Source organism: Hoeflea algicola, from assembly GCF_026619415.1.
GTDB classification, from domain to species: Bacteria; Pseudomonadota; Alphaproteobacteria; order Rhizobiales; family Rhizobiaceae; genus Hoeflea; species Hoeflea algicola.
On sequence record NZ_JAOVZR010000001.1, the window covers coordinates 1,159,542 to 1,182,899 of the forward strand.

Below are 23,358 nucleotides of genomic sequence, written 5' to 3' on the forward strand. Positions count from 1 at the left end.
ATTCTGCTGGACTGTCCGGCTTGTGTTTATATACCGCCTCGGGGCAGGGTCACTCGCAAATGATCCCACGTAAGTGATGAAAGGTTTTCAATATGAGCGAACTCATCGAAGGCAGTTTGGCGCCGCACTTTGATTTGCCACGCGATGGCGGCAAAAACGTGTCGCTGGGCGGATTGGCCGGCAACACGGTGGTGCTGTATTTCTACCCCAAGGACGACACCAGTGGCTGCACAGTGGAAGCAATCGACTTCACCGCGCTCGCCGGTGAATTTGCCAAGGCCGGCGCGGTCGTGATCGGCGTTTCGCCTGACCCGGTCAAGGCCCATGACAAGTTCATCGCCAAGCATGACCTCGGCGTGATTCTGGCTTCCGACGAAGAAAAAACGGTGCTCGAAGCCTACGGGGTCTGGAAGGAAAAGAGCATGTATGGCCGCAAATATATGGGCGTCGAGCGCTCGACTTTCGTCATTACCGCCGATGGTCGCATTGCCAGGATCTGGCGCAAGGTCAAGGTGCCGGGGCATGCACAGGAAGTACTCGATGTCGTCAAGGCATTATGAGAATCGCCAGTAACACCAAATCGATGATGGACACCCCTCTCCTGTCACTCCGGGACGGCGCCTCGCGCGCCATTCGTGCCGCCAATCTGGATGAAAAGACCGAACTGACCCAGGATGTCGCCCGGCGTTGGCACGAACGGCGCCTGTCGTTACGCTCACCGCTGGACACACTTCCGCCGGACCGGCCCGGCCGCCCCGACAAGCCGGTTCTGGTGGCGCCAACCCAGGTAGTACGACGCTCGCTGCATTCGCCACGCGGCCGGATTGCGTTGCTCCATGCCATCGCCCATATCGAGCTCAACGCTGTCGATCTGGCGCTGGATATCGTCGGGCGTTTTGCTGCGGCGCCGATGCCGCAAAGCTTTTTTGATGGCTGGATGCAAGTCGCTTACGAAGAAGCCAAGCATTTCAAGTTGGTACGCGAGCGTCTTCGCGCGCTGGATGCCGATTATGGCGACATGCCGGCCCATGATGGCCTCTGGCAGGCAGCCCATGACACGCGCAACGACCTGACCGCACGGCTCGCCGTGGTGCCGCTGATTCTGGAAGCCCGCGGGCTCGACGTGACCCCTTCGCTGCGCGCAAAAATGCGCGAGGCCGGCGACCACGACAGTGCCGCAGTCCTGGACATCATCTACGAAGATGAAAAGAAACATGTGGCGATCGGCGCCAAATGGTTCCGCTTTCTCTGCGCCAGGCAGGGCAAGGATGCGGCCCGGACATTTCATGAATTGGTCCGCGCCAATTTCCGCGGTGGCCTGAAACCGCCCTTCAACGACCTCGCCCGCGCCGCAGCCGGGCTGACCCCGACCTTCTACCGGACACTTTCGAGCCAAAACATGTCCTGAACAGCGGTCCGGTCCGCTGTTCCCGGTATAACGGACATGCATCTCAAACGTTTATTAACCTTAACAGGGTGTAATCGTCCTCGAACATTCAACGGCAACCCGTTTTGACGAGGATTATTGCGTGTCGCAAAGGCAGGACAGCCGCACTTTCGGCAAACGGCAAAAACAGGCCCACACGATCATTTTCGCCAGTGGCGAAAGCATTCGTCACATTACCATTCGCCCATGGATTGCCGGGCTGTGCATGTCGCTGCTCGGCGTCATGGCTATCGGCTATCTCGCTGCCACCTCCTATCTGGTGCTGCGCGACGATCTGATTGGCGCCTCGATGGCACGACAGGCCCGCATGCAGCACGCCTATGAAGACAGAATTGCCGCCCTGCGTTCGCAAGTCGATCACGTCACCAGCCGGCAATTGCTTGACCAGCAATTGATGGAAAACAAGGTCGCTGAACTGGTCGCACGCCAGGAAGCCTTGAGTGACCGCAATGGCAAGCTCGGCCCCCTGCTCGATCGGGTCGGCTCGCTTCAGCAACAGGTCCCGGTTCCCGTTCCCAACCCCGAAAAGCAGGCTGCGCTGACGCCAGCGTCAACCAAGACGTTGCGTCTGGCAAGTCTGGCGCCGCGTTCTCGCGTTCTCGCCGATCCGGTAGCCGCCAGGATCAATCCGCTGGCTTACACGGGCAGCACCGAAACCGCCGGGGCTGAATCGGTCAGCGACCGCGCCGACCGGATTTTCTCTCACGTCACCCTGTCGCTTAAATCGATCGAGCGCAGCCAGATCGAGAAAATGCAGGGTCTCGCCATCAACGCCTACGAAACCGCCTCGGAAATTGGCGAAGCGATCAAATCCACCGGCCTGCCGGTTCCCGAGGCCGAAGACAATGCCGTGGGTGGCCCTTTTGTCCGCCCCAACGATCCCAAGGCGTTTGAAACCACGCTTGACGATCTCGACCAGGCCCTTGGCCGGCTCGATGAAATGCGTCTGCTGGTTCGCAAGCTGCCGGTGTCCACTCCGATTGACACCATGGAAATCACCTCGCGTTTTGGAAACCGCAAGGATCCGTTCCTGGGCAAGCTGGGGTTCCATGGCGGTATTGATTTCAGGGCGCCGAGCGGAACCCCTGTACGCGCTGCCGGCTCAGGTGTCGTCATTCGCGCCGGACGCAGCGGCGGCTATGGCAAGATGGTCGAGATCGATCACGGCAACGGCATCACCACCCGCTACGCGCATCTCTCCAAGGTGCTGGTCAAACAGGGTGACCGGGTGACAAGCGGCACCCGCATTGGCAAGGCCGGCTCCACCGGCCGTTCCACCGGGCCACATCTGCATTACGAGGTTCGCCGCAATGGCAAGCCGGTGGACCCGATGCGCTTCGTCAAAACCGCCAATATCCTCAGGCCGTTACTGGCTTCCAATTAGACCTTTTCCAGACATTGGCCAATCCACGCCGATGCAAGGCAAGGCGATTTGTGCGTCAGACAAACCGATAGGTCATCGGCGAAGGAAGTGAAGTACTGTGGGCCAATAGCAACACGGTGCCGCCTTCAATGCTTCCGCAACCTTGAAATAGCGGTTTAATCAACCAAATGTGGGTTAGGTGCCACCGCCGCCAGATGGCGGCTTTTCTTGACTTTGTGGCGCGTAACGACTAAGCGAAACCCACAGGGATCGTGCACAGCGCGCCATCCCGTGCATCGTCGCACACTCCGAAACGGAAACCGTTCCCAATTGACCACTTTTGCTGACCTTGGCTTAAGCCAAAAAGTATTGTCCGCCGTCACAGACGCAGGCTACACGATCCCCACCCCGATTCAGGCGGGTGCAATCCCCCCGGCGCTCGAACGGCGCGACATTCTCGGCATCGCCCAGACCGGTACTGGCAAGACTGCCGGTTTCGTTCTGCCTATGCTGACCATGCTCGAACGTGGCCGGGCGCGCGCGCGGATGCCGCGTACACTGATCATCGAACCAACGCGCGAACTCGCTGCGCAGGTCCATGAGAATTTCGAGAAATACGGCAAGAACCATCGCCTCAACATCGTTCTGCTGATCGGCGGCGTCTCCTTTGACGAGCAGGATCGCAAGCTTGAGCGTGGCGCCGACGTGCTGATCGCCACCCCGGGCCGACTGCTCGACCACACCGAGCGCGGCAAGCTCTTGATGACTGGCGTCGAATTGCTGGTCATCGACGAAGCCGACCGGATGCTCGACATGGGCTTCATTCCCGACATCGAGCGGATCGTCAAACTCATTCCCTTTACCCGCCAGACCCTGTTTTTTTCGGCCACCATGCCGTCGGAAATCCAGAAGCTCGCCGACAAGTTCCTGCAGAACCCAGTTCGCGTTGAAGTGGCGCCGCCCTCCTCCACCGCAGCCACCGTGGTGCAGCGGCTTGTTGCCTGCAGCGGCAAGGATTTCGAAAAGCGCGAACGCCTGCGCGAGTTGATCCGCGCCCAGACCGATTTGAAGAACGCGATTATCTTCTGCAATCGCAAACGCGATGTAGCCGATCTGTTCAAATCACTGGAAAAGCACGGATTTTCCGTGGGCGCCCTGCATGGCGACATGGACCAGCGCTCGCGTACCAACATGTTGCAGGGCTTCAAGGACAACGAGATCACCCTTTTGGTGGCCTCCGATGTCGCCGCTCGCGGCCTCGACATCCCCGATGTCAGCCATGTCTTCAATTTCGACGTGCCGATCCACGCCGAGGATTATGTCCACCGGATCGGCCGCACCGGCCGCGCCGGTCGCGCAGGCGCTGCCTTCACCATGGTCTCCAAGCGTGATGGCAAATATATCGACGCCATCACCAAGCTGATCACCCAGGACATCGAATGGCTCGACGGCAAGGAAGCGGTCGCTTCTGCTGACGGCGACGCTGACGAGGCACCGCGCCGCGGCCGTCGTGGCGAAAGCAAGTCACCCTCGCGCCGCAGCGGACGCGACGACAAGCGGCCACGCGGCGACAAGGCCGAGGTTGAAGTCGTCAAGGAACAGCCCGAAGCCGCGCAGGCAAGCAACGAAGAGGCACCAGTTGCTGCTGCCGTGCAGGCCAGCGACAATGTCAACGAAGCCCCCGCACCTGTACAGGAAGCACGGGAACCGCGCCGTCCGCGTCAGGAGCGCGATCAGCCGCGCCAGTCTGCGCAAAAATCTCCGGCGCCTGCCAATGACGACCGCCATCGCCGCGGCCGTCAGAATGATGATCGCGATCCGACACCGGTTGGCTTCGGCGACGAAATTCCGGCATTCATGATGATTGGCGCCAGCCAGTAAGGCGCTTGAAGCCGAACAACCAGACGACAAAGCCGCCCGCATTCGTGCCGGCGGCTTTTTTTGCGCGCGACCACAGCATCGCCTGCCACCCCGGGCTGAATAGCATTGGGGCCGCTGTCCGGGTTCCGGCCAGGCCGTGAAACTCAGACCACCAGCCGCGGCTGGCCCTCATTTAACGGGTCCAGGGTCTCCGCAATCAACTCGCGTAGCCAACGATGATCCGGCGCCGCCGTTGAGCGCTTGTGCCAGACCATTGTCAACAGTACCGCTTCAACCGGCATTGGCGCCTGATAGATGCTCAAGCCCGCTTTGGGCGCAACCCGTTGCGCCAGGCGATGCGGCAGCAGCGCGATCAGATCGGATTCACTGACCGCGCGGTAGACGCCTGAAAACACCGGCATCGTCATCACCACCCGCCGTTCCCGACCGATATCGTCCAGCGCTTTATCACCCATCGCCCTGAGTTTGCCCTCGGGGGAAAACAGGATATGACCAAGATCACAAAACAAATCGATCGGGATCACATCGCCAGGCATCAAACCAGCCTGCCTGAGCCGCGGATGGCGTTGCCGGGCAATGACCGAGAAATTCGACCAGAACACCGGTTGCTTCTCCACCCAGTCAGGCACCGGTCTATCCGGGATCAGAGCGATGTCGACTTCGTAGCGCTCCAGTCTTTCGACGTAATTGTCCGGCACCAGATCCACCAGTTGCACGCGGATACCCGGCGCCCGTCTGGAAACCTGATCCGCCAACCGCGGCATCAGCAGTTCGGCGAAAAAATCGCTACCCGAAATCTTGAAATCGGTGGTCGCCACCATCGGGTCGAACTGTTTCGGACGGGCAAACAGCGCCTCGATGTTGTCGAGAGCCTCGCGCAGTGGAATTTCGATGGACCGCGCGTAATCGGTGGGTTCAAGTCCCTGCCCGCGCCGCAGGAACAACTCATCGCCAAGCACCAAGCGCAACCGCCCCAGAGCTGCCGACACCGCCGGCTGCGACAAGCCGATGCGTTGCCCGGCGCGCACCGTCGATCCCTCGCGCAGCAAGGCGTCGAGTACTCGCATCAGGTTCAGATCGAAGGTCAATAAATTCATGAGGCAAATACCTGCCATATGAACAAACGATTTCGAATATGAGTACATCCGACTTAGGCTGTAATCAATCGAAACCATTTTCGTACCCAGCCAGCCACGCGTTCCAGAGAAAACGATGACCACGCATATTCCTGGTGCCGATGCCATTAAATGGCTGCAGACGCGCACCCAAACGATATTTGATGGCAAGACCGGCGACGGCGTCACGTCGGTTACCTATTCCACCCTATTTGCCAGATCGCCCCAATTCGAGCCCGTCGGCCGTGTCCATCATGAAGCCAATACGGTGGGGATATGCGCTCAGGCCTTGATAGCACCGGCCGATCTCGCTGGAGTTTTACCGGTACGCGGCTCGAACACACAAATATAACCAAGGAGGGAAGACCATGAACAGCATTGCAACACGGTTTTATGCCACCAGCGCCATTTTCGCGCTCGCCGGAATGACCTGGGGGATCCAGATGTCGGCTTCTGGCAACCACACCCTGTCACCGGCGCACGGCCACCTCAACCTGATTGGCTTTGTCGCCATGGCGGTTTTCGGAACATACTATGCGCTCAGCCCGCGCGCCGCAGCCTCACGGCTCGCCAATATCCATTATTTCCTGACCGTCGCCGCCGTGCTGGTGATCGTGCCGGGCATAGCCATGGCAATCAAGGGCGATGGAGAAGTTCTGGCCAAGATCGGCTCCGTGCTCGCGCTCGCCGCGATGGCTATGTTTGCGTATGTAATTTTGCGTAATGGCGCTGCAAGCACCAACTCGGTTGAGGCCCCGTCGCTGAACAACCCAACTTCCTGACAGTCGGCGACGCCCGCCCCATACGCGACACCAACTGACGATTATTTCGCCCGGAGCGCCGCTTCCCAGGCAAGCCGCACCCATGTCGACAATTCATCGGGATCGTCGATGGCGGAGTCCGGTATCGACCAATAGGGCATCGCCACCGGCTTGTTCTTGCCTTCATAGACCCATTGCTGCGCACCGGCGGCGGCGAACTCAGGCGCACTCTCGGTGTCCGCCTTGAGCAGAATTTCGTCGTGGAATTCGAGCGCCAGGATCCGGCCCTGATGGTAGACGCCCTTGCCGCCGAACATCCGCTTGATGGTCACCTCACCAAGGCTGTCAAACATGTCGCGGATCAGATCATTGTCGATGGCCGGTCTCCTTCGCAGGCCCGAGCACGGACGCCGCCGGTCCGGTCTCGGTAATGCCGCCAGCCAGCCGCACCGCTTCGGGCGTGTCGACATCGAGCCGCGCCGCCGGACCGATCTCGACATCGATAACGCGCCAGGCACCGCTTTCAATCAGCGCCCGTGCGCCGACATCCCCCGAAAGCGTCATCGCCTCCGAAAACGCCGCACGCGGCAGGATCACCGGGTTGCCGCGGCGCTCACCGTCACACGCGCGGACGATCGCCCGGCCCTCATGCGCAGTGAAAGCGGCGATTAACGCATCCAGATGCTTGGAGCCAAGCGCCGGCATGTCGCCCAGCAGCACCAGCGCGCCGGAAATGTTGCTGCCCAGCGCGGCAAGCCCGGCCTTGAGCGAAGAGGCCATGCCCGAGCCGTAGTCCGGGTTTTCCACCAGATCCAGGTCCAACCCGGAAAGGCACGCCGCGATATCGCCCGCGCGGTGCCCGGTCACCACCACCGTGGTCTTTGCGGATGACCCCAGTGCCGTACGCGCCATCCGCCGGATCAACGGCTCACCGTCAAACTCGGCCAGCAATTTGTGCCCCGCACCATCGCCCATCCGGCTGGCCTTGCCGGCCGCCAAAAGAACAATACCGACCTCAGGCACCTGCCGCGTCCGCTCAGGCGTCGACTGACGTGGCTGCGGCCGGCTCGAAATTTCCTTGAGCAGACCGCCGACGCCCATCCTTCCGATATCCTGCGACGAGGGAGGTTCCCCCGCCAATACCCGCGCCAGCACCCAGTCAAACCCGTTTTCGCGCGGGCTGCGGGCACAGCCGGGTGCCCCGATAACGGTGACATCGCCGATAGCGCCCAGAACAAGTAGATTGCCCGGATCGACCGGCATCCCCACCCGTTCCACCGTACCACCGGCCTGGCGGATAGCTGCCGGAATGACATCATCACGATCGGTCACCGCCGACGCTCCGAACACGAACACCAGATCGAGATCCCCGACCATTTCGGCAATTGCCGGGGCAACAGCCCCAGCATCGTGCGGCACCCGGACCTCGCGCACCAGCAACGAGCCCGAGGGCGCCAGCCGGGCTGCCAGCAGATCCCGCGTCTTGTCCATGACCGAGATTTTCAGCGTCGGCAGTTCAGTCGCGATCAGCCCAGCGCGCAGCGCTCTGAACGGCATGACCACGGCGAGGTCAGGCGCGGCAACAGCTGATTGTGCCTGCTCCAACGAAGCACCGGGTACAGCCAGCGGAATGATCTTGATGGTCGCCACCATTTCATCAGCCGTCACCGCAGTGCGATCCGCAAGGCATGCAAAGGTGATCGCCGGGTCGATCGCGTTGAGCGCATCAACCAGCTTGGGTTCCGCGCGAAACAGTCCGGCCCGCGTGGCGTGCAGGTTGACCCGGCCCGTCGAGGCATTCGCCGCACGGATGTGGGCGCCGATGAAGGCTCGTGCGAGGGTCGAAGCAGCTTCGTCCTCGCCAACATCACCAGGCTCAAGCCGGGCGACGATAACTTCCATTATGCCCGCCTGATCCAGCAGATCGATGTCGGCTGCGCCGAGCACATGGCCTTTTTCAGCCGTCGCGATCCGGCGGATGTACTGTGCGCCAGCACCGTACCTTCTGCCTCATGCAGGGGAACCGGGCCAAATTGCACCGCTTACGCCTCTTCCGGCACGTCCGCGCGGCGCAGCGCTGCAATCACCTGCGCCAGCACCGCAACGGCAATCTCGGCCGGGCTCTGCGCACCGATGCCAAGCCCGATGGGGGCGGCGATACGGCCGATCTCGGCCTCGCTCAAACCCGCCTGTATCAACCGCTCGATGCGCCGTGCATGGGTCTTGCGCGAGCCAAGCGCGCCAACATAAAACGCGCCCGCTTGCAGCGCCTGGGTCAGCGGCCAATCATCGATCTTCGGGTCGTGAGTCACGGCAACCAGCGCGGTAAACGCATCGATCGGCCGATCCTTGAGCGCATCCTCGGGCCAGTCGGCGATAAGCTCGGTACCTTCAAACCGCTCTTTGGTGGCAAAGGCAGTGCGTGGGTCAACCACCAGCACGTCATATCCGGCAATCCGGGCCATCGGCGCCAGCGCCTGCGAAATATGCACCGCACCGATGATCACCATGCGCGGCGCCGGCACATGCACATTGAGGAAAAACCGGCGGCCTTCCGCCTCCACCATCCGAGATTTGCCGGCGGCAAACACTTTGGTGAGCGCCGCGCCAAGCTCGCCAGCGATCGGATCGCCCTTCATCACCAGCCGGTCGCGGCCATCGCCGAGATCGGTGACCATGACGGCAGCCTGACGGTTACGCCGTGCAGCATTAAGTTTTTTAAGCAGATTGGGATCCATCAGTGCATGCCTCAGCCAAGCCGCTCGACATAGACTTGGATTTTGCCGCCGCAAGAAAGCCCGACACGCCAGGCGGTTTCGTCGGCCACGCCGAATTCGAGAACCTTGGGCTCGCCGCTGGCAATCACATCCGCGGCCTCCGCGATCACGGCACCTTCAACGCATCCCCCGGAAACGGAACCATGAAAATCGCCATTGGCGTCAATTACCAAATGGCTGCCCACCGGTCGTGGCGCGGACCCCCAGGTTTCGATCACGGTGGCTACCGCCACCTCTCGGCCATCGAGCATCCAGCGCTCGGCAATCATCAGCGGATCGATCTGGTCGTCCGCGGTCACAGTGTTCATGGTGACCTCCCTTCATGCAAAGAACGAGTATGGGCCCTTGCCGGCCCGCAATTCAAGAGCCTTGCAGATACCGGCGCGGATCGGCCGCAGCCGCGTCCTTCATCCCCAGCCCCGCGACCAGATCGGCCATCGCCTCAATGTTGTGAACCGCGCGCAACTCGTCAACATGGCCAAGCATCGTCCGCACCCCCGTGCGCGGGCTTCAAAACCGTCAAACCGGAGCAGTGGATTGAGCCAGATCAGTCGCCTGCATGAGCGGTGCAGCCGGTCGATCTCGGTTTCCAGTTCCTCGAACGAATCGCGTTCCAATCCATCGGTAATCAGGATGACAATCGCCCCCTGCCCCAACACCCGCCGCGACCATTTTCGATTAAACAGCCTCAGTGCTTCGCCGATTCGAGTACCGCCTGACCAGTCGCGCACCGCGCCGGCACATTGGTCCACCGCCTCGTCAGGGTCCTTGCCGCGCATCTGCCGGCTGACATTGGTCAGCCGCGTACCGAACAGGAACGTGTGCACGCCGCGCCGCTGCTCGCTGATGACATGCATGAAATGCAGAAAAACCCGCGTGTACTGGCTCATCGATCCGGAAATATCGGCAATGATCACCAGCGGCGGGTGCACCTTTCGGCGCTTGCGAAACCGCGGCAAAATGAGATCCCCGCCGGTGCGCATGGCAGCACGCATGGTCGCTCTCGGATCGATCCGCCGCGGCGTTGACGATGGCTTGTAGCGACGGGTCTCGACCAGGTCGAACGGCAATGTCAGTTCGGTGATGGCACGTTTGGCCTGAGCCAGTTCCAGCGCCGTCATCTGCGCGAAATCCTGCTGTCTGAGCACCTCGTTGCCGGAACTGGTCTCACGGGCATCGATGTCGATGATCGGCTTTTCTTCGGGCGGCCGGCTTTTCTCGTGGCCTTCGAACAGCGCCTGACTGACCCTGGTTTCGCCGGCCTTGAGCTTTTCCTTCCGCTCGGTCTCGATCGCCACCGGCGAAAACATGGCGATCATCTTCTCGACCAGATCACGGCTGCGCCAGAACAGCTTGAACGCCTGATCGAAAACCTGATGATCCTCGCGCCGCTTGACAAACACCGAGTGCAACACCCAGTAAAATTCCTCGCGGCTGCCGATGCCTGCGACCTGCACCGCCTCGACCGCATCGCGCACCGCCGCCGGCCCAAGCTTCATGCCGGATTTGCGCAGCACACGGGCAAAATAGACGATATTGTCGACCATACGGCCGTCGTCATGATCGGAAATTTTGGCGGGAACAGCTTCGGCCATCAGACCGACGCTGCCAGCTCGGCTTTCACCTCGGCCAGCAGCTCTCGCCCGGCACTGCCTTCGATCCGGGCAATGTCATCCTGATATTTGAGCAGGGTGCCGATCGTGTCCGACACGGTTTCAGGATCAAGCGCCAACCGGTCGAGTTCGGTCAGTGCTGTGGCCCAGTCGATGGTCTCGGCAACGCCCGGGCTCTTGAACAGGTCCATCTGCCTGAGGTGCTGCACATAGGCCACCACCTGCCGCGACAGTTCCGCATGGCATCCCGGCACCTTGCGGCGGACGATCTCCAGTTCCACATCGGCAGTCGGATAATCGACCCAGTGGTACAGGCAGCGCCGCTTCAGCGCATCGTGGATCTCGCGGGTGCGGTTGCTGGTGATGATGACAATCGGCGGCTCCTCGGCCTTGATCGTGCCAAGTTCAGGGATGGTCACCTGGTAGTCCGACAGGATCTCCAGCAGAAACGCCTCAAACGCCTCGTCAGTACGATCAAGCTCATCGATCAGAAACACCGGCGCCCGGCCGGCCACACCACCCAGCGCCTGCAGCACCGGACGGCGGATCAGGTGTTTTTCGGAAAATATGCTGCGCTCGATCGCCGACTTGTCGTCCTCACCGGTGGCCTCGGCCAGCCGGATTTCGAGCATCTGCGCCGGGTAGTTCCACTCGTAGACTGCCGAGGCCACATCCAGCCCCTCGTAGCATTGCAACCGGATCAGAGGTCGGTCGAGCGCCTTGGCCAGCACCTTGGCGATCTCGGTCTTGCCGACGCCGGCCTCGCCTTCCAGAAACAGTGGCCGCTGCATCCGCAGACTGAGAAACAGCACCGTCGCCAGTGCCCGCCCGGCGACATAATCCTCGCTCGTCAACATTTCGAGCGTTGCATCAATGGTGGCTGGCACAGGATTTTGAATCGACATCATGGCTCCGGCTGCAGGAGGAAAACGACAGGCTGTGGCATCGGCCGGAAAAAGCGAATCCCGTTCGGTATCAGCCTGATGCAACCTGACCGAAAACTAGAGCGATCTGTAGCCACGGTCCAGATACAAAAGCGCGGGCCCCGGCGCGCCGACCCTGAGGCCGATCACCTCGCCGATGAAAACCGTATGGGTGGCCACGATCTTGGCCTCGATCACCCGGCAGTCGAAAACCGCCGCCGCGCCCACAAGTGCAGGAGCGCCGGTGGCAATCGTATCCCACTCGCCAAGCCCGAACCGCGCCTCGACATCAAGATGGTCGAGCCCTGAAAACGCCACCGCTAGCGGCTCCTGGTCGGCCATCAGCGTGTTCAGTGTGAACACGCCGGCTTCGGCAAACAGCGCATTGTTCGGGTTGGAATGATTGAGACAGACCAGCACGGTGCCGGGATTGTCCGAAATCGAGCAGGCAGCGGTCACGGTTACGCCGCGTCGCACGCCCTCGAGCGCTGTTGCCGCTATCTGCACATGCCCGGCATATCGCGCCATCGCATCGCGATATTCCCTGGAATCAATGGTCTGCCGTTTCAACACCTGTGCGCCTTTGGTTCTGCTAGCCTCGGCACCATACATAAAGGCCACAACCGAATTTGAAACCCGCAGCCGCGACTTTTTCTCCTCCAGTTCCGCCCGAGGCGATGGAAGCTGCGAATTCCGCTTGGAATTGTGCCTTGCTGCGGGCTAAATGCCTGCATGAAAACCCGATACCTGCTGAACCGCCTGGCGCTCATCGCCGCACTTTCGTTTGCCGCCACACCTGTGCGCGCGGAACCGCTCAGCGTTGGCCTGGTGATCCCGCAGTCGGGACAATTCGCCCTGCTCGGCCAACATGTCCGCGAAGCTTTCCAGATCTGGGATCAATCCAATCCCGGCATCTATGCCGATATTGTAGAGGGCGACGACGGCTGCACAGCTCAATCGGGCGCTGATGCCGCAGTCGCAATGGCCGAAGCGGGCGTCGACATCGTCGTTGGCTTCTTGTGTACCGAAAGCCTGGCTGCAGCGCTGCCGCTGCTGACCGAAGAATCGATCCCGGTGATGACACTGACCGTGCGCGCCGATATCGTCGGCGAGGAAGCCAACCGCCTGGGCTGGAAATTCTACCGGCTGGCACCGCGTTCAGGGGCCGAGGCGGAAATCGCCGCCGACGCGATTTTCCGGCTGTGGGCCGACAAATCCTTCGCGCTGATCGAGGACGGCGCCATCTCCGGCCGAGAACTGGTTGAAGCCATCCGCGTCAAGCTTGAAGACCGCGGCCTCAAACCGACCTTTGTCGATAATTTCCGCCCCGGACAGGATACCCAGCCGAGCCTAGTGCGCCGGTTGCGGTCCGCCGGCATCACACACGTCTTTGTCGGTGGTGAACGCAGCGACATGGCCGTGATCGCCAAGGAGGCTGATTATCAGAAATTGCCACTTAAGTTCATGGGCGGTGATGCCTTGCACGCACCGCAAGGCGAGAACCCGCTGCCCGATGGCACCATCGCGGTACTCTCGGATGGCGCGATCCCCGGGCCTGACGCCGAGACCGCCCGAAGCGTCTTCGAAGACCACGGCCTGATTGCCGAAGGCTTGCGGATTCCCGCTTATGCGGCAGCCGAGATCCTCGGCGCGGTCGCCACGCGGCAAGGCCACAGCAATGGCAGCGTTGAAGATCTGCTCCGGCAATCGACCTTCTCCACAGCCTTGGGAACAGTCACCTTCACCGACCAGGGCGAACGCCGCGAACCGGGCTTCGTGCTCGCCATCCTGCGCGATGGCGAATTCACCCGGATGAGCATCGCCGATGCTGCCCAGTTGCGGCAGGAGAGCCAGTGATGGAGACCGGCGCGCGCAACCTGATCACCGATGTCGCCGGGCTGAAAGTTGGCAACGCCAATGACACCAGGCTCAATTCCGGCGTCACCGCGATCCTCTGCGATCCACCTGCGACTGCCGCCGTCCAAGTTCTCGGCGGCGCACCCGGCACCCGAGAGACCGATCTGCTGGAGCCTCACAACACCGTCGAGACCGTCAACGGCCTGGTGCTGTCCGGCGGCTCGGCATTCGGTCTGGATGCCGCCAGCGGCGTGCAGGCGCTGTTGCGCGAACAGGGGCACGGGTTTGAAGTCGGCCCGCACCGGATACCGATCATTCCGGCAGCAATCCTGTTCGATCTGATCAATGGCGGCGACAAGGACTGGGGCCGATACCCGCCCTACCGGGAACTGGGATACCAGGCTGCTGCTGCCGCCAACACGGATTTCGCCATCGGTTCGCACGGCGCCGGGCTTGGGGCGCTGACGGCAACCTTCAAGGGCGGGCTCGGCTCCGCCTCCTGCGTCACCGCCAGCGGCCACATCGTCGGCGCCCTCGTCGCCGCCAACCCGATGGGCTCCGTCACCATCGGCGACACCCGCCATTTCTGGGCGTCTGCGTTTGAGATCGGTTCGGAATTTGCCGGCCTCGGGCTGCCGTCGCCAATGCCCGCTGATGCTGCCGAGTTGCGGATCAAGTTCCGCGACATGGCCCGCGGCGCCAACACCACCATTGCTGTCATTGCCACCGACGCAGTTTTGACCAAGGCCGAGGCCAAGCGGCTGGCGATTGCCGCCCATGCGGGTTTCGCCCGGGCCATCTGGCCGAGCCACACCCCATTTGATGGCGATCTGGTGTTTGCACTGGCCACCGGCGCGTCGGGCCAGAAACCCTCACTCGATGCCTTTGTCGATCTTGGCGCCGCTGCCGCCTCGACCATGAGCCGCGCCATTGCCCGCGGCATCCATGCGGCAACACCCGATCCCCGCGACCTGATGCCTGCCTGGTCAAGCCACCCCGATTAATCCGGCAGCCAATTGCCCCCATGCGCCGGCAGTGCTACCCGGTCTGATTGACAACAAAGGGACCCGCCATGCCTCTCCTTCGCCGCGCAGTTTTCGCCTTGTTGGCGTTGATGCTGACTGGCATCCCGGCCCACGCCGGCGAATTCTCCGAGTTCCGCCCGCTCGGCTTTTCCGCCGACGGCGGTGTTTTCGCATTTGAGGAATTCGGCGTTCAGGATGGCTCCGGCTTTGCCTTCGCCAACCGGTTTTTCATCAACACTGCCGATGATTCGTTCCTGCCCGGCTCGACCGTTCGCGTTGTCGTCGAGGACGAGGCCGCAACCGTGGCCGATGCGCGAACTGAAGCCCCCACGCAATCCAGCGCCCTTGAGCAGCAATACAATTTTTCCGCCAATCCCGGCGTGATCGCCGCATTCAACCCTCTTTCCGATCTGAATGGTTCAACCGACCAGCTGCGCTATCTGCCGATGTCGATGCTGCCACAGCCTTTCGGGGCCTACACCGCACAGCTGATCGAGAAGCAACTACCGCCAACGGCATCCTGCGCGTCAATCACCGAAACATCGCTCGGCTTCCGGCTGAAAATGACCGAGGCCAACGGTGAGCCCGCATCGATTGTGCTGCATGAGGACACTTCGGTGCCCAACAGCCGCAATTGCCCTACAGGCTACCGGCTCGGCGGGGCGATAACCCATTATGCCGACGGAATCTGGACCCACGCCGTACTGGTGCTGGTCCGCTCCTTCGGTTTCGAAGGCGAAAATGGCCGCTGGATCGCAGTCACACGACGCTTTGAATGAACACGCCCATCAAGAAGCGCAAGCGGCGGGCGCCCGCGCCAAAGCCCGCCAATGACAATTCCAACCTGCGCGACCGGTTGGGCGCGGCGCGCATTGGCTGGCGTGAAGCCGTGCTCGGCGCCATCGCCTGGGGCGCAGCAATGGCGATTTCGGCGCAGGCCTCCATGTGGCTGTCGACCGGCGCCCAGACTTCGCATTACTGGAGCCTGACGGCGCTGCTGTTTTGCGCCGGCGCTCTAGCCTGGCCGTTCAGCCTGGCGGCATTCCGCGTCATCGCCTTTCGAAAGGCCCGTGAAGCCGCTTTTGCGGCCGCCGTTCTCTGCCTGTCGCTGTCCACCATCATCATCACAGCAATCATCTACGCAATCATCTACCGAAACTTTTACGCCCAGTGGCATGGCGAGCCGTTTACCAAATTGTGGCTGATACAGCTCGCTTTCACGACCGCCTCAGCGTTTTACCAGTTCGCGGTGCTGGGACTGCGGCTCTATCTGCCGCTCGGATTGGTGTTCCTGCTCGCAGCCGCCTGGTTGCTGGCACGCGGCCGGAATTGGACACTCCGCCCCACGCGGAGCAGAACGCCCGTCCTGAATCGGCCACGGAGCAGGTAAAACCGCACAATTTGGGCATTGTCCCCCGTTCAACCCCGCCCAGACATTTGATTCCCTGACGGAATGGTCTAGACCCGCCACATCGTATCAATCTCATCGCAACAAACTCAGGGCTTCCCCAATGATCCCTCGCTACTCCCGTCCGGAAATGGTCGCAATCTGGTCCCCCGAAACCCGGTTCCGGATCTGGTTCGAGATCGAGGCCCATGCCTGCGACGCGCTGGCCGAAATCGGCGTTATCCCGAAATCCGCGGCCAAGACTATCTGGGAACGCGGGGGGCGGCTGAATTCAGCGTCGACCGCATCGACGAGATCGAACAAGTCACCAAGCACGATGTGATCGCCTTCCTCACCCATCTTGCCGAATTCGTCGGTGAGGATTCGCGTTTCATCCACCAAGGCATGACTTCATCCGATGTGCTCGACACCTGCCTCAATGTGCAACTGACCCGCGCCGCCGATCTGCTGATCGCCGGGGTCGACCGCCTGCTCGCAGCGCTCAAGACCCGTGCGTTCGAGCACAAGGACACCATCACCATCGGCCGCAGTCACGCCATTCATGCCGAGCCGACCACTTTCGGCGTCAAGCTGGCCTATGCCCATGCAGAATTTGCCCGCTGCCGCGCCCGCCTGGTTGCCGCCCGCGAGGAAATCGCCACCTGTGCCATTTCCGGCGCAGTCGGCACGTTTGCCAACATCGACCCGCGCGTCGAGGAACATGTCGCCGCCGCACTTGGCCTCAAGCCCGAACCGGTTTCGACGCAAGTGATCCCGCGCGACCGCCATGCCATGTTCTTCGCCACACTCGGCGTGGTTGCCTCATCGGTCGAGCGCCTGGCGGTTGAAGTCCGTCACCTGCAGCGCACCGAGGTGCTAGAAGCAGAAGAATATTTCTCACCCGGCCAGAAGGGCTCGTCGGCAATGCCGCACAAGCGCAACCCGGTGCTGACTGAAAACCTCACCGGCCTTGCCCGCATGGTGCGCGCTTACGCGATGCCGGCGATGGAAAATGTGGCGCTGTGGCACGAGCGGGATATCTCGCATTCCTCGGTCGAGCGGATGATCGGCCCGGACGCCACCATTACGCTTGATTTTGCGCTTGCCCGGCTCGCCACCGTTGTTGAAAAGCTGCTGGTCTACCCTGAGAACATGGAAAAGAACCTCAACCGGTTCCGTGGCCTTGTCCATTCCCAGCGGGTGTTGCTGGCGCTCACCCAGGCCGGCGTCAGCCGCGAGGACAGCTATCGTCTGGTTCAGCGAAACGCCATGAAGGTTTGGGAGCAAGGTAAGGATTTCCTTGAGGAATTGCTCGCCGATGAGGAAGTGGTCAAGGTTCTGGGCGAGGAACAGATCCGCGAGAAATTCGATCTCGGCTATCACACCAAGCACGTCGACACGATCTTTGCGCGGGTGTTTGGCGAGAGCTGAAGGCGCCATTTGAGGGAAGCTTCGTGACAGCCGGTAACAAAGCCTGATGTCACGACGCCCCTCGCCTTCATCTGGTCAATCTGTCGCCGCCATCTCGCCGCTGTTCTTGTCCAAAATGGCTCTCAATTACCCCTTCATGGAATCGGGTTATGGAGAGAATCATGCAGGACACACCGCCCTTGGGCGCCCGTGACCGCCAGAACCGCGGCGAACACGGCTACGAACCGCGCAACGACACCGGCGAAACCGGCGCCTCACTGTGGGTTGCCACCGCAGTCGTCATTATCATTCTGGCCGGCCTGTCGCTGTTTGGCCAAGACCGGTTGAGCAATGGTGGCGCCCCGTTCGTCATCACCCCGTCGAGTCAGATCGGAGTCGCCAGCGGCACACAAAATGACTTCTGACGGGGATAACCATCACCCCTGCAGCCGACCGGCACGCCTGGAAATATGCCCGACCAGAAACCGCATCCCCGTTGACTTTTGACGCCACCTCGGCCACCTCGGCTGAATGAAAGTTGCTCAAGCAGATATCCTGATTGTTCCCGGATACACCAATTCGGGCCCCGACCATTGGCAGTCGCGCTGGCAGTCGCGGCTTTCGAGCGCGCGGCGGGTTGAACAGGACGCCTGGGCCAAGCCGGTGCGCGAAGACTGGACCGCGCGGTTTGCCGAATGCGTCAACCAGGCGGAAAAGCCGGTCGTCATCATCGCCCACTCGCTTGGTGTCGCCACTGCGGTGCAGGCGCTGCCGCAATGCAACAAGCCGATCGCCGGTGCCTTTCTGGTGGCACCGCCCGATGTCGTCAACCCGAACATTCGCCCGAAGCATCTGATGACCTTCGGTCCCTACCCGCGCGATCCGCTACCGTTTCCGTCGATCGTCGTGGCGAGCCAGAACGATTCCTTCGGTTCCTTCGAGCATGCCAGCGACATCGCCAATGCCTGGGGGGCGATGCTGGTCGACGCTGGCGAAGCCGGCCATATCAACGCCCAGTCGGGCCACGGACCGTGGCCAGAGGGGACCATGGTGTTTGCCCACTTTCTCGCCCGTTTGAAGGTCTGATGCACCCGGAAATCAGCGGTACTTCCTTGAAATTCAGCGCCGCGCCTTGTCCAGCATCACCGCAGCCCCTGCGTGGATAGTGCCCGGATCGGTATTGAGGGCTGCAATGTGGTAGCCCATCTTCGCAAATCGCGGCGCAGCCGCCGGATCGACCGCGAAAATCGCCGCGAACTTGCCCGCCTTTCGCGTCCGCTTGGCAATATCGGCCAGAACCTCCTGCATGTCTTCCCGATTCGGGTCGACACCCTCGCCACCCGACCAGGAAATCGACAGATCGGACGGGCCGACGAACACGCCATCAATTCCGGCAAGCGCCAGAATGTCATCAAGCGCGGCATGGGCCTGCCGGGTTTCGATCATCGCAATCGCCAGCGTCTCACGGTTGGCCGAGCGAAAATAGCTCTCGGCCGTGTGCTCCGAATGCAGCGCAAGCGCCCGCATCGGTCCCCAGGAGCGCTCGCCGAGCGGCGGATATTTCATCGCCCGCGCAAAGGCCTCTGCCTCAGCCACCGAATTGATCATTGGCGCGATGACGGCCTCGAACCCCATGTCGAGCGCGCGGCTGGCCAGATCGTTGCGCCCGACAGGAATGCGCAACAACGCCGGTTTAGAGGCCTGAAGGATGGACCGGCCCGAAGCAAAGGCGCTCGCCTCGTCATGGGCGCCGTGCTGCATGTCGACAGTCACCGCGTCAAACGGGCAGTCTGCAAGCGCTCCCGCCATCTCCGCCGACGCCGAAGTCGACCAGGCGGTGAGCAGCAATTCGTCGCGCTCCAGACTTTCTTTCAGGTGCATGAAAAATTCCTTCCCCGTCACGTTTTCGCGCCCTAACGCGCCCCGGACAATTTATTCCATCAAAAAACCGCCCGCAGCAAGCCGCGAGCGGTTCTGATCAAGAATCACCCAATGAACCGAGTGTGACGAATTCAGCTGCTCTGGATCTGCTCGACGGCAATTGCCATCAGCTCATTCATCTGGCGCCGAATCTGATGATCGGACTGTTCGACACCGGCAGCGTCGAAGTCGCCACGCAGCTTGCGAAACACGTCTTCTTCGCCGGCTTCCTCGAAATCTGCCAGAATTACGGTTTTCGCGTAGGCTTCAGCCTCGTCTCCGGATTTGCCGAGCAATTCGGCAGCCCAAAGCCCCAGCAACTTGTTGCGGCGCGCTTCCGCCTTGAACTTGAGTTCAGCGTCATGCGCGAACTTGTTCTCAAAGGCGTTCTCGCGGTCTTTCATATCGTTCATGGGTTAGCTCCCGAAGATGGTTCAACTCTCCCCATATGGGGCTTTGGCCCATAAAACAAAAGAATGGCGAAAGTGCAATGCATACACGCCCCGCCGTCACGCAATTCCGGGGACACGGCTGACAACAACATTGTGAAACCGCGGACAATCAGCTAAGCACGGCTCAATTCCAACATCATGCCGAAGCGTCGCGGCTTCAGCCGGCGCATTTTGACAGAGATCCCCCCGATGAATCGTCGTCGCCGAATCTACGAAGGCAAGGCCAAGATCTTGTATGAAGGTCCCGAGCCTGGCACCCTGATCCAGTTCTTCAAGGATGACGCTACCGCGTTCAACAAGAAGAAGCATGATGTGATCGACGGCAAGGGCGTGCTCAACAATCGGATCTCCGAGTACATATTCACGCATCTGAACCGGATCGGCATTCCGACCCACTTCATCAAGCGCATCAACATGCGCGAGCAGTTGATCAAGGAAGTCGAGATCATCCCGCTGGAAGTGGTGGTCCGCAATATTGCTGCCGGCTCGCTGGCCAAACGGCTGGGCATTGAAGAAGGCACGGTGCTGCCGCGCTCTATCATCGAATTCTACTATAAGGCTGATGCGCTCGACGACCCGATGGTCTCCGAAGAGCACGTCACGGCATTCGGCTGGGCCAGCCCGCAGGAAATCGACGACATCATGGCGCTTGCCATCCGCGTCAACGATTTTCTCACCGGCCTGTTTTTGGGTGTCGGCATCCAACTGGTCGATTTCAAGATCGAATGCGGTCGGCTGTTTGAAGGCGACATGATGCGCATCGTCGTCGCCGACGAGATCTCGCCGGATTCCTGCCGCTTGTGGGACGTCAACACCAACGAGAAGTTCGACAAGGACGTCTTCCGTCGCGATCTCGGCAATCTCGTCGAAGCCTATCAGGAAGTCGCCCGCCGCCTCGGCATCATGAACGAGAACGAGCCAACCCGCCCCTCCGGGCCGGTTCTGGTCAAGTAAGCCCCTGGAGCTCACCATATGATCAAGGCACGCGTAACCGTGACCCTCAAGAACGGGGTTCTCGATCCGCAAGGAAAGGCCATCGAACACGCGCTCGGCGGTCTAGGGTTCTCGGGCGTCGGCCAGGTCCGTCAGGGCAAGGTGTTCGATGTGGTACTTGAGACCGCCGACCGCGCACAGGCCGAGGCCGAACTCAAGGCGATGGGCGAAAAGCTGCTCGCCAACACAGTGATCGAGGATTTTGCGGTCGAGGTCGAATAAGCCATGAAAGCTGCCGTTATTCTCCTGCCTGGTCTCAACAGGGATCGCGACATGATCGCCGCGCTGACCGATATCGCCGGTGAGCCGCCGCTGACTATCTGGCAGACAGAAACCTCGATTCCCGACGACATCGAGCTGATTGTCATCCCCGGCGGTTTTTCCTACGGCGATTACCTGCGCTGTGGCGCAATTGCCGCGCGCATGCCGGTGATGAAGGCGGTGCGAGAGAAGGCCGAAAACGGTACCCGTGTCATTGGCGTCTGCAACGGCTTCCAGATCCTGGTCGAAAGCGGCATGCTGCCCGGCGCGCTGATGCGCAATTCTTCGCTCAAATTCGTCTGTCGCGAAGTCGAGCTCGAGATTGCCAACAACAAGACGGTCTTTACTTCGGCCTATGCGCAAGGCCAGATCATCCGTTGCCCGGTGGCCCATCACGACGGCAATTATTTTGCCGATGCCGCCACCCTCGATCTGATCGAGGCTAACGGTCAGGTCGTGTTACGCTATGCCAATGGCACCAACCCCAACGGCTCGGTCAATGATATCGCCGGCATCGTCAACAAGGCCGGTAACGTGCTTGGGCTGATGCCGCATCCGGAAAACCTGATCACCGCTGCCCATGGCGGCACCGATGGCCGGGCGCTGTTTGAAAGCGCACTGGGTTTGGTCGACGCGTAAGACTTGGACGTGGTGTCCGGCGATTTTGAAATGGGATCGCTGGGACGTTCTGATTACGTGTTTTGGCAAAATGCGTTCAGCGGCGCTGACACCGCCCAATCCAAACCTTGGCTACCGCCGAGCTGAGCGCAGGATATTTTCAAGTTCAGCGCTGTATTCTCGCCCATCCACCTGAACGGCATGCCGCGGGCTCGCCTTGTAGCGCTTGGCGTCGCGGTGTGCCTCCCGTTCAATCCGGGCGGCGATGTCATCCGGGCGTTGCCAGGCCCCGGAAATAGCGGCTGCAGCAACTTTGGCCTGCAGGTCCGCAATTACCCAGATGCATCCGATCGGCTGGATCAAGCCGATGAAGAAAACATCGGAAACATCAGCCAGCATCATCTTCAGATAAAGCGGCAGCCGGATGCTGTCCGGCCAATTACCGCAAATCTCGTTGAGATAGGGAACGCTGAGTTTGAACCCGGTCGCCCAGATGATGACGTCATAATCTCCATCTGAGCCATCGACGAAAGTCACATTCGTGTTCGAGGATGAACGGATGCCCGGCCGTGCCATCACCCGGCCATGGCGAATATGATCAAGAATGGCGGTATTGAGCGTCGGATGGCGGCTCAGAATCGGGAAATTCGGCTGCTGCAGTCCATATCGCTGATAGGGACCGACAGCTAACCACATGAATGCCTTGAGTATGAAATCCCGCGCCCACCGCAACCGTGGTTTCTGAAGCTTGGCCAATTGCACATCCACCGGCCGACCGCCGACAATCTTCGGAAAAATGACTTGCGGGCTTCGGATGCTCAAACTGACATGATCAGCAACACGCGAGATCTCGCCTGCAATATCACAGGCCGAATTGCCACCACCGACCACAAGCACCCGTTTTCCGGCAAAGCTCTCCGAATTCTTGTAGTGCGCCGAATGCAACTGCGCGCCTGAAAAATCCCCCGGCAGTTCAGGCCATGATGGCTCCCGGTGGTGGCCGGAACTGACGATTAGATAATCGGCAGTATGCGCATGCTTTCCCGAGGAATCTTCATAGGAAATCGTCCACCCGCCGCCTTTGCGGGCAGCGACATCGGCGACCTTGGACTTGAAGCGGATGTAGCGTGTTAACCCGAAATGCGTCTCATAGGCGCGCATATAGGCAAGGATCTGCCGGTTGGACGGGTAATCCGGATAGTCGTCCGGCATTGGAAAGTCGGGAAATTGCGATAGCCGCTTCGACGTGATCGTATGCGCCGTTTGATAAACGCTCGGACGTTCCGCGTCGTCGGAATAAGCCCAGATGCCGCCGGTCGAATCCTGGGCCTCGTGGCAAAGAATGTCGTCGATACCTGCCTCGGCAAGGTTTTTGATCGTCGCAAGCCCGGCAGGACCGGCGCCGATGACACACACCCGAACATGATCCACATTCGTCAAACCGCTCACTCACCTATTGATGCAATCAAGGCGGCTGATCTCATAACAGCAAGGGATACCCGCCACAACGTCCGCTCTCTGCGCAACTCGCAGTGCCTGCGTAAAGCCCTCGCTG

The 23,358-nt window shown here is 60.9% G+C and carries 24 protein-coding genes and 3 pseudogenes; 16 read left to right on the forward strand and 11 right to left on the reverse strand.

Annotated features, from left to right (window positions below; translation table 11 throughout):
• Positions 1-92 precede the first annotated feature (92 nt).
• The 4 genes from OEG84_RS05755 (at position 93) to OEG84_RS05770 (ending at position 4,691) form a co-directional block, all read left to right on the forward strand.
• Positions 93-560 (forward strand): peroxiredoxin, encoded by a 468-nt coding sequence (locus OEG84_RS05755; protein WP_267652833.1) that lies wholly within the window; start codon positions 93-95, stop codon positions 558-560.
• Between the two features lie 23 nt (positions 561-583).
• Positions 584-1,408, forward strand: coding sequence for a ferritin-like domain-containing protein (locus OEG84_RS05760; RefSeq protein WP_425602826.1), 825 nt, complete (start codon positions 584-586; stop codon positions 1,406-1,408).
• Between the two features lie 121 nt (positions 1,409-1,529).
• Positions 1,530-2,831, forward strand: coding sequence for a M23 family metallopeptidase (locus OEG84_RS05765; protein WP_267652834.1), 1,302 nt, complete (start codon positions 1,530-1,532; stop codon positions 2,829-2,831).
• A 309-nt stretch (positions 2,832-3,140) separates the two neighbouring features.
• A complete protein-coding gene (locus OEG84_RS05770) occupies positions 3,141-4,691 on the forward strand; it encodes a DEAD/DEAH box helicase (protein WP_267652835.1) in 1,551 nt (516 codons plus the stop codon).
• Between the two features lie 143 nt (positions 4,692-4,834).
• Here OEG84_RS05770 and OEG84_RS05775 read toward each other — a convergent pair whose 3' ends face one another.
• On the reverse strand, positions 4,835-5,788 hold the full coding sequence (locus OEG84_RS05775; protein WP_267652836.1) for a LysR family transcriptional regulator: 954 nt from the start codon (positions 5,786-5,788) through the stop codon (positions 4,835-4,837).
• Between the two features lie 115 nt (positions 5,789-5,903).
• Between OEG84_RS05775 and OEG84_RS05780 the strand changes: the two genes are divergently transcribed.
• Together OEG84_RS05780 and OEG84_RS05785 are read left to right on the forward strand one after the other, a co-directional pair.
• Positions 5,904-6,158, forward strand: a complete 255-nt coding sequence (locus OEG84_RS05780) for a hypothetical protein (RefSeq protein ID WP_267652837.1) — start codon at positions 5,904-5,906, stop codon at positions 6,156-6,158.
• 16 nt (positions 6,159-6,174) lie between these two features.
• A complete protein-coding gene (locus OEG84_RS05785) occupies positions 6,175-6,588 on the forward strand; it encodes a hypothetical protein (RefSeq protein ID WP_267652838.1) in 414 nt (137 codons plus the stop codon).
• A gap of 41 nt (positions 6,589-6,629) precedes the next feature.
• Here OEG84_RS05785 and OEG84_RS05790 read toward each other — a convergent pair whose 3' ends face one another.
• From OEG84_RS05790 to OEG84_RS05820, 7 genes and pseudogenes are all read right to left on the reverse strand, one after another.
• Entirely contained in the window at positions 6,630-6,944 is a 315-nt protein-coding gene (locus tag OEG84_RS05790) for a TfoX/Sxy family protein (RefSeq protein ID WP_267656104.1), read from the reverse strand.
• Positions 6,934-8,606, reverse strand: a pseudogene (locus OEG84_RS05795) (NTP transferase domain-containing protein). Before OEG84_RS05795 ends, OEG84_RS05790 begins: the two are co-directional and overlap by 11 nt.
• 3 nt (positions 8,607-8,609) lie before the next feature.
• The gene (locus OEG84_RS05800; RefSeq protein ID WP_267652839.1) at positions 8,610-9,305 is read right to left on the reverse strand and encodes an XdhC family protein; all 696 of its coding nucleotides are present in this window, start codon (positions 9,303-9,305) and stop codon (positions 8,610-8,612) included.
• An 11-nt stretch (positions 9,306-9,316) separates the two neighbouring features.
• The gene (locus OEG84_RS05805; RefSeq protein WP_267652840.1) at positions 9,317-9,652 is read right to left on the reverse strand and encodes an XdhC family protein; all 336 of its coding nucleotides are present in this window, start codon (positions 9,650-9,652) and stop codon (positions 9,317-9,319) included.
• Positions 9,653-9,704: 52 nt separating this feature from the next.
• A pseudogene (locus OEG84_RS05810) lies at positions 9,705-10,939 on the reverse strand (vWA domain-containing protein).
• Entirely contained in the window at positions 10,939-11,862 is a 924-nt protein-coding gene (locus OEG84_RS05815) for an AAA family ATPase (protein ID WP_425602897.1), read from the reverse strand. Before OEG84_RS05815 ends, OEG84_RS05810 begins: the two are co-directional and overlap by 1 nt.
• A 96-nt stretch (positions 11,863-11,958) precedes the next feature.
• Positions 11,959-12,453, reverse strand: coding sequence for a flavin reductase family protein (locus OEG84_RS05820; RefSeq protein ID WP_324288178.1), 495 nt, complete (start codon positions 12,451-12,453; stop codon positions 11,959-11,961).
• Positions 12,454-12,612: 159 nt separating this feature from the next.
• Here OEG84_RS05820 and OEG84_RS05825 point away from each other — a divergent pair, with 159 nt between their 5' ends.
• The 7 genes and pseudogenes from OEG84_RS05825 to OEG84_RS05855 all read left to right on the forward strand — a co-directional run bounded on the left by OEG84_RS05825 (position 12,613) and on the right by OEG84_RS05855 (position 18,645).
• Positions 12,613-13,737: an ABC transporter substrate-binding protein gene (locus OEG84_RS05825; protein WP_267652843.1), complete on the forward strand. Its 1,125-nt coding sequence runs from the start codon at positions 12,613-12,615 to the stop codon at positions 13,735-13,737.
• Positions 13,734-14,741 carry a P1 family peptidase gene (locus OEG84_RS05830; protein WP_267652844.1) on the forward strand — a complete coding sequence of 336 codons (1,008 nt, stop codon included), beginning with the start codon at positions 13,734-13,736 and terminating at the stop codon, positions 14,739-14,741. The genes OEG84_RS05825 and OEG84_RS05830 overlap by 4 nt, the downstream gene beginning before the upstream one ends.
• Before the next feature lie 68 nt (positions 14,742-14,809).
• Positions 14,810-15,541 (forward strand): DUF2259 domain-containing protein, encoded by a 732-nt coding sequence (locus tag OEG84_RS05835; protein ID WP_267652845.1) that lies wholly within the window; start codon positions 14,810-14,812, stop codon positions 15,539-15,541.
• Positions 15,538-16,152 (forward strand): hypothetical protein, encoded by a 615-nt coding sequence (locus OEG84_RS05840; RefSeq protein ID WP_267652846.1) that lies wholly within the window; start codon positions 15,538-15,540, stop codon positions 16,150-16,152. The genes OEG84_RS05835 and OEG84_RS05840 overlap by 4 nt, the downstream gene beginning before the upstream one ends.
• 121 nt (positions 16,153-16,273) lie before the next feature.
• Positions 16,274-17,580, forward strand: a pseudogene (purB, locus tag OEG84_RS05845) (adenylosuccinate lyase).
• A gap of 161 nt (positions 17,581-17,741) precedes the next feature.
• Positions 17,742-17,984, forward strand: coding sequence for a hypothetical protein (locus OEG84_RS05850; RefSeq protein ID WP_267652847.1), 243 nt, complete (start codon positions 17,742-17,744; stop codon positions 17,982-17,984).
• 106 nt (positions 17,985-18,090) lie between these two features.
• Positions 18,091-18,645, forward strand: coding sequence for an RBBP9/YdeN family alpha/beta hydrolase (locus tag OEG84_RS05855; protein ID WP_267652848.1), 555 nt, complete (start codon positions 18,091-18,093; stop codon positions 18,643-18,645).
• A 33-nt stretch (positions 18,646-18,678) separates the two neighbouring features.
• Here OEG84_RS05855 and OEG84_RS05860 read toward each other — a convergent pair whose 3' ends face one another.
• Positions 18,679-19,440, reverse strand: coding sequence for an HpcH/HpaI aldolase family protein (locus tag OEG84_RS05860; RefSeq protein ID WP_267652849.1), 762 nt, complete (start codon positions 19,438-19,440; stop codon positions 18,679-18,681).
• A 131-nt stretch (positions 19,441-19,571) separates the two neighbouring features.
• Positions 19,572-19,892 carry a DUF1476 domain-containing protein gene (locus OEG84_RS05865; RefSeq protein WP_267652850.1) on the reverse strand — a complete coding sequence of 107 codons (321 nt, stop codon included), beginning with the start codon at positions 19,890-19,892 and terminating at the stop codon, positions 19,572-19,574.
• Positions 19,893-20,120: 228 nt separating this feature from the next.
• Here OEG84_RS05865 and purC point away from each other — a divergent pair, with 228 nt between their 5' ends.
• The 3 genes from purC to purQ are packed head-to-tail and all read left to right on the forward strand — an operon-like array spanning position 20,121 to position 21,824.
• The gene (gene purC / locus OEG84_RS05870) at positions 20,121-20,885 is read left to right on the forward strand and encodes a phosphoribosylaminoimidazolesuccinocarboxamide synthase (RefSeq protein ID WP_267652851.1); all 765 of its coding nucleotides are present in this window, start codon (positions 20,121-20,123) and stop codon (positions 20,883-20,885) included.
• Between the two features lie 18 nt (positions 20,886-20,903).
• Positions 20,904-21,146: a phosphoribosylformylglycinamidine synthase subunit PurS gene (purS, locus tag OEG84_RS05875; RefSeq protein WP_267652852.1), complete on the forward strand. Its 243-nt coding sequence runs from the start codon at positions 20,904-20,906 to the stop codon at positions 21,144-21,146.
• Between the two features lie 3 nt (positions 21,147-21,149).
• Positions 21,150-21,824, forward strand: a complete 675-nt coding sequence (purQ, locus tag OEG84_RS05880) for a phosphoribosylformylglycinamidine synthase subunit PurQ (RefSeq protein ID WP_267652853.1) — start codon at positions 21,150-21,152, stop codon at positions 21,822-21,824.
• 111 nt (positions 21,825-21,935) lie between these two features.
• Here the strand turns inward: purQ and OEG84_RS05885 are convergent, their stop codons facing one another.
• The gene (locus tag OEG84_RS05885; RefSeq protein ID WP_267652854.1) at positions 21,936-23,252 is read right to left on the reverse strand and encodes a flavin-containing monooxygenase; all 1,317 of its coding nucleotides are present in this window, start codon (positions 23,250-23,252) and stop codon (positions 21,936-21,938) included.
• Positions 23,253-23,358: the final 106 nt, after the last annotated feature.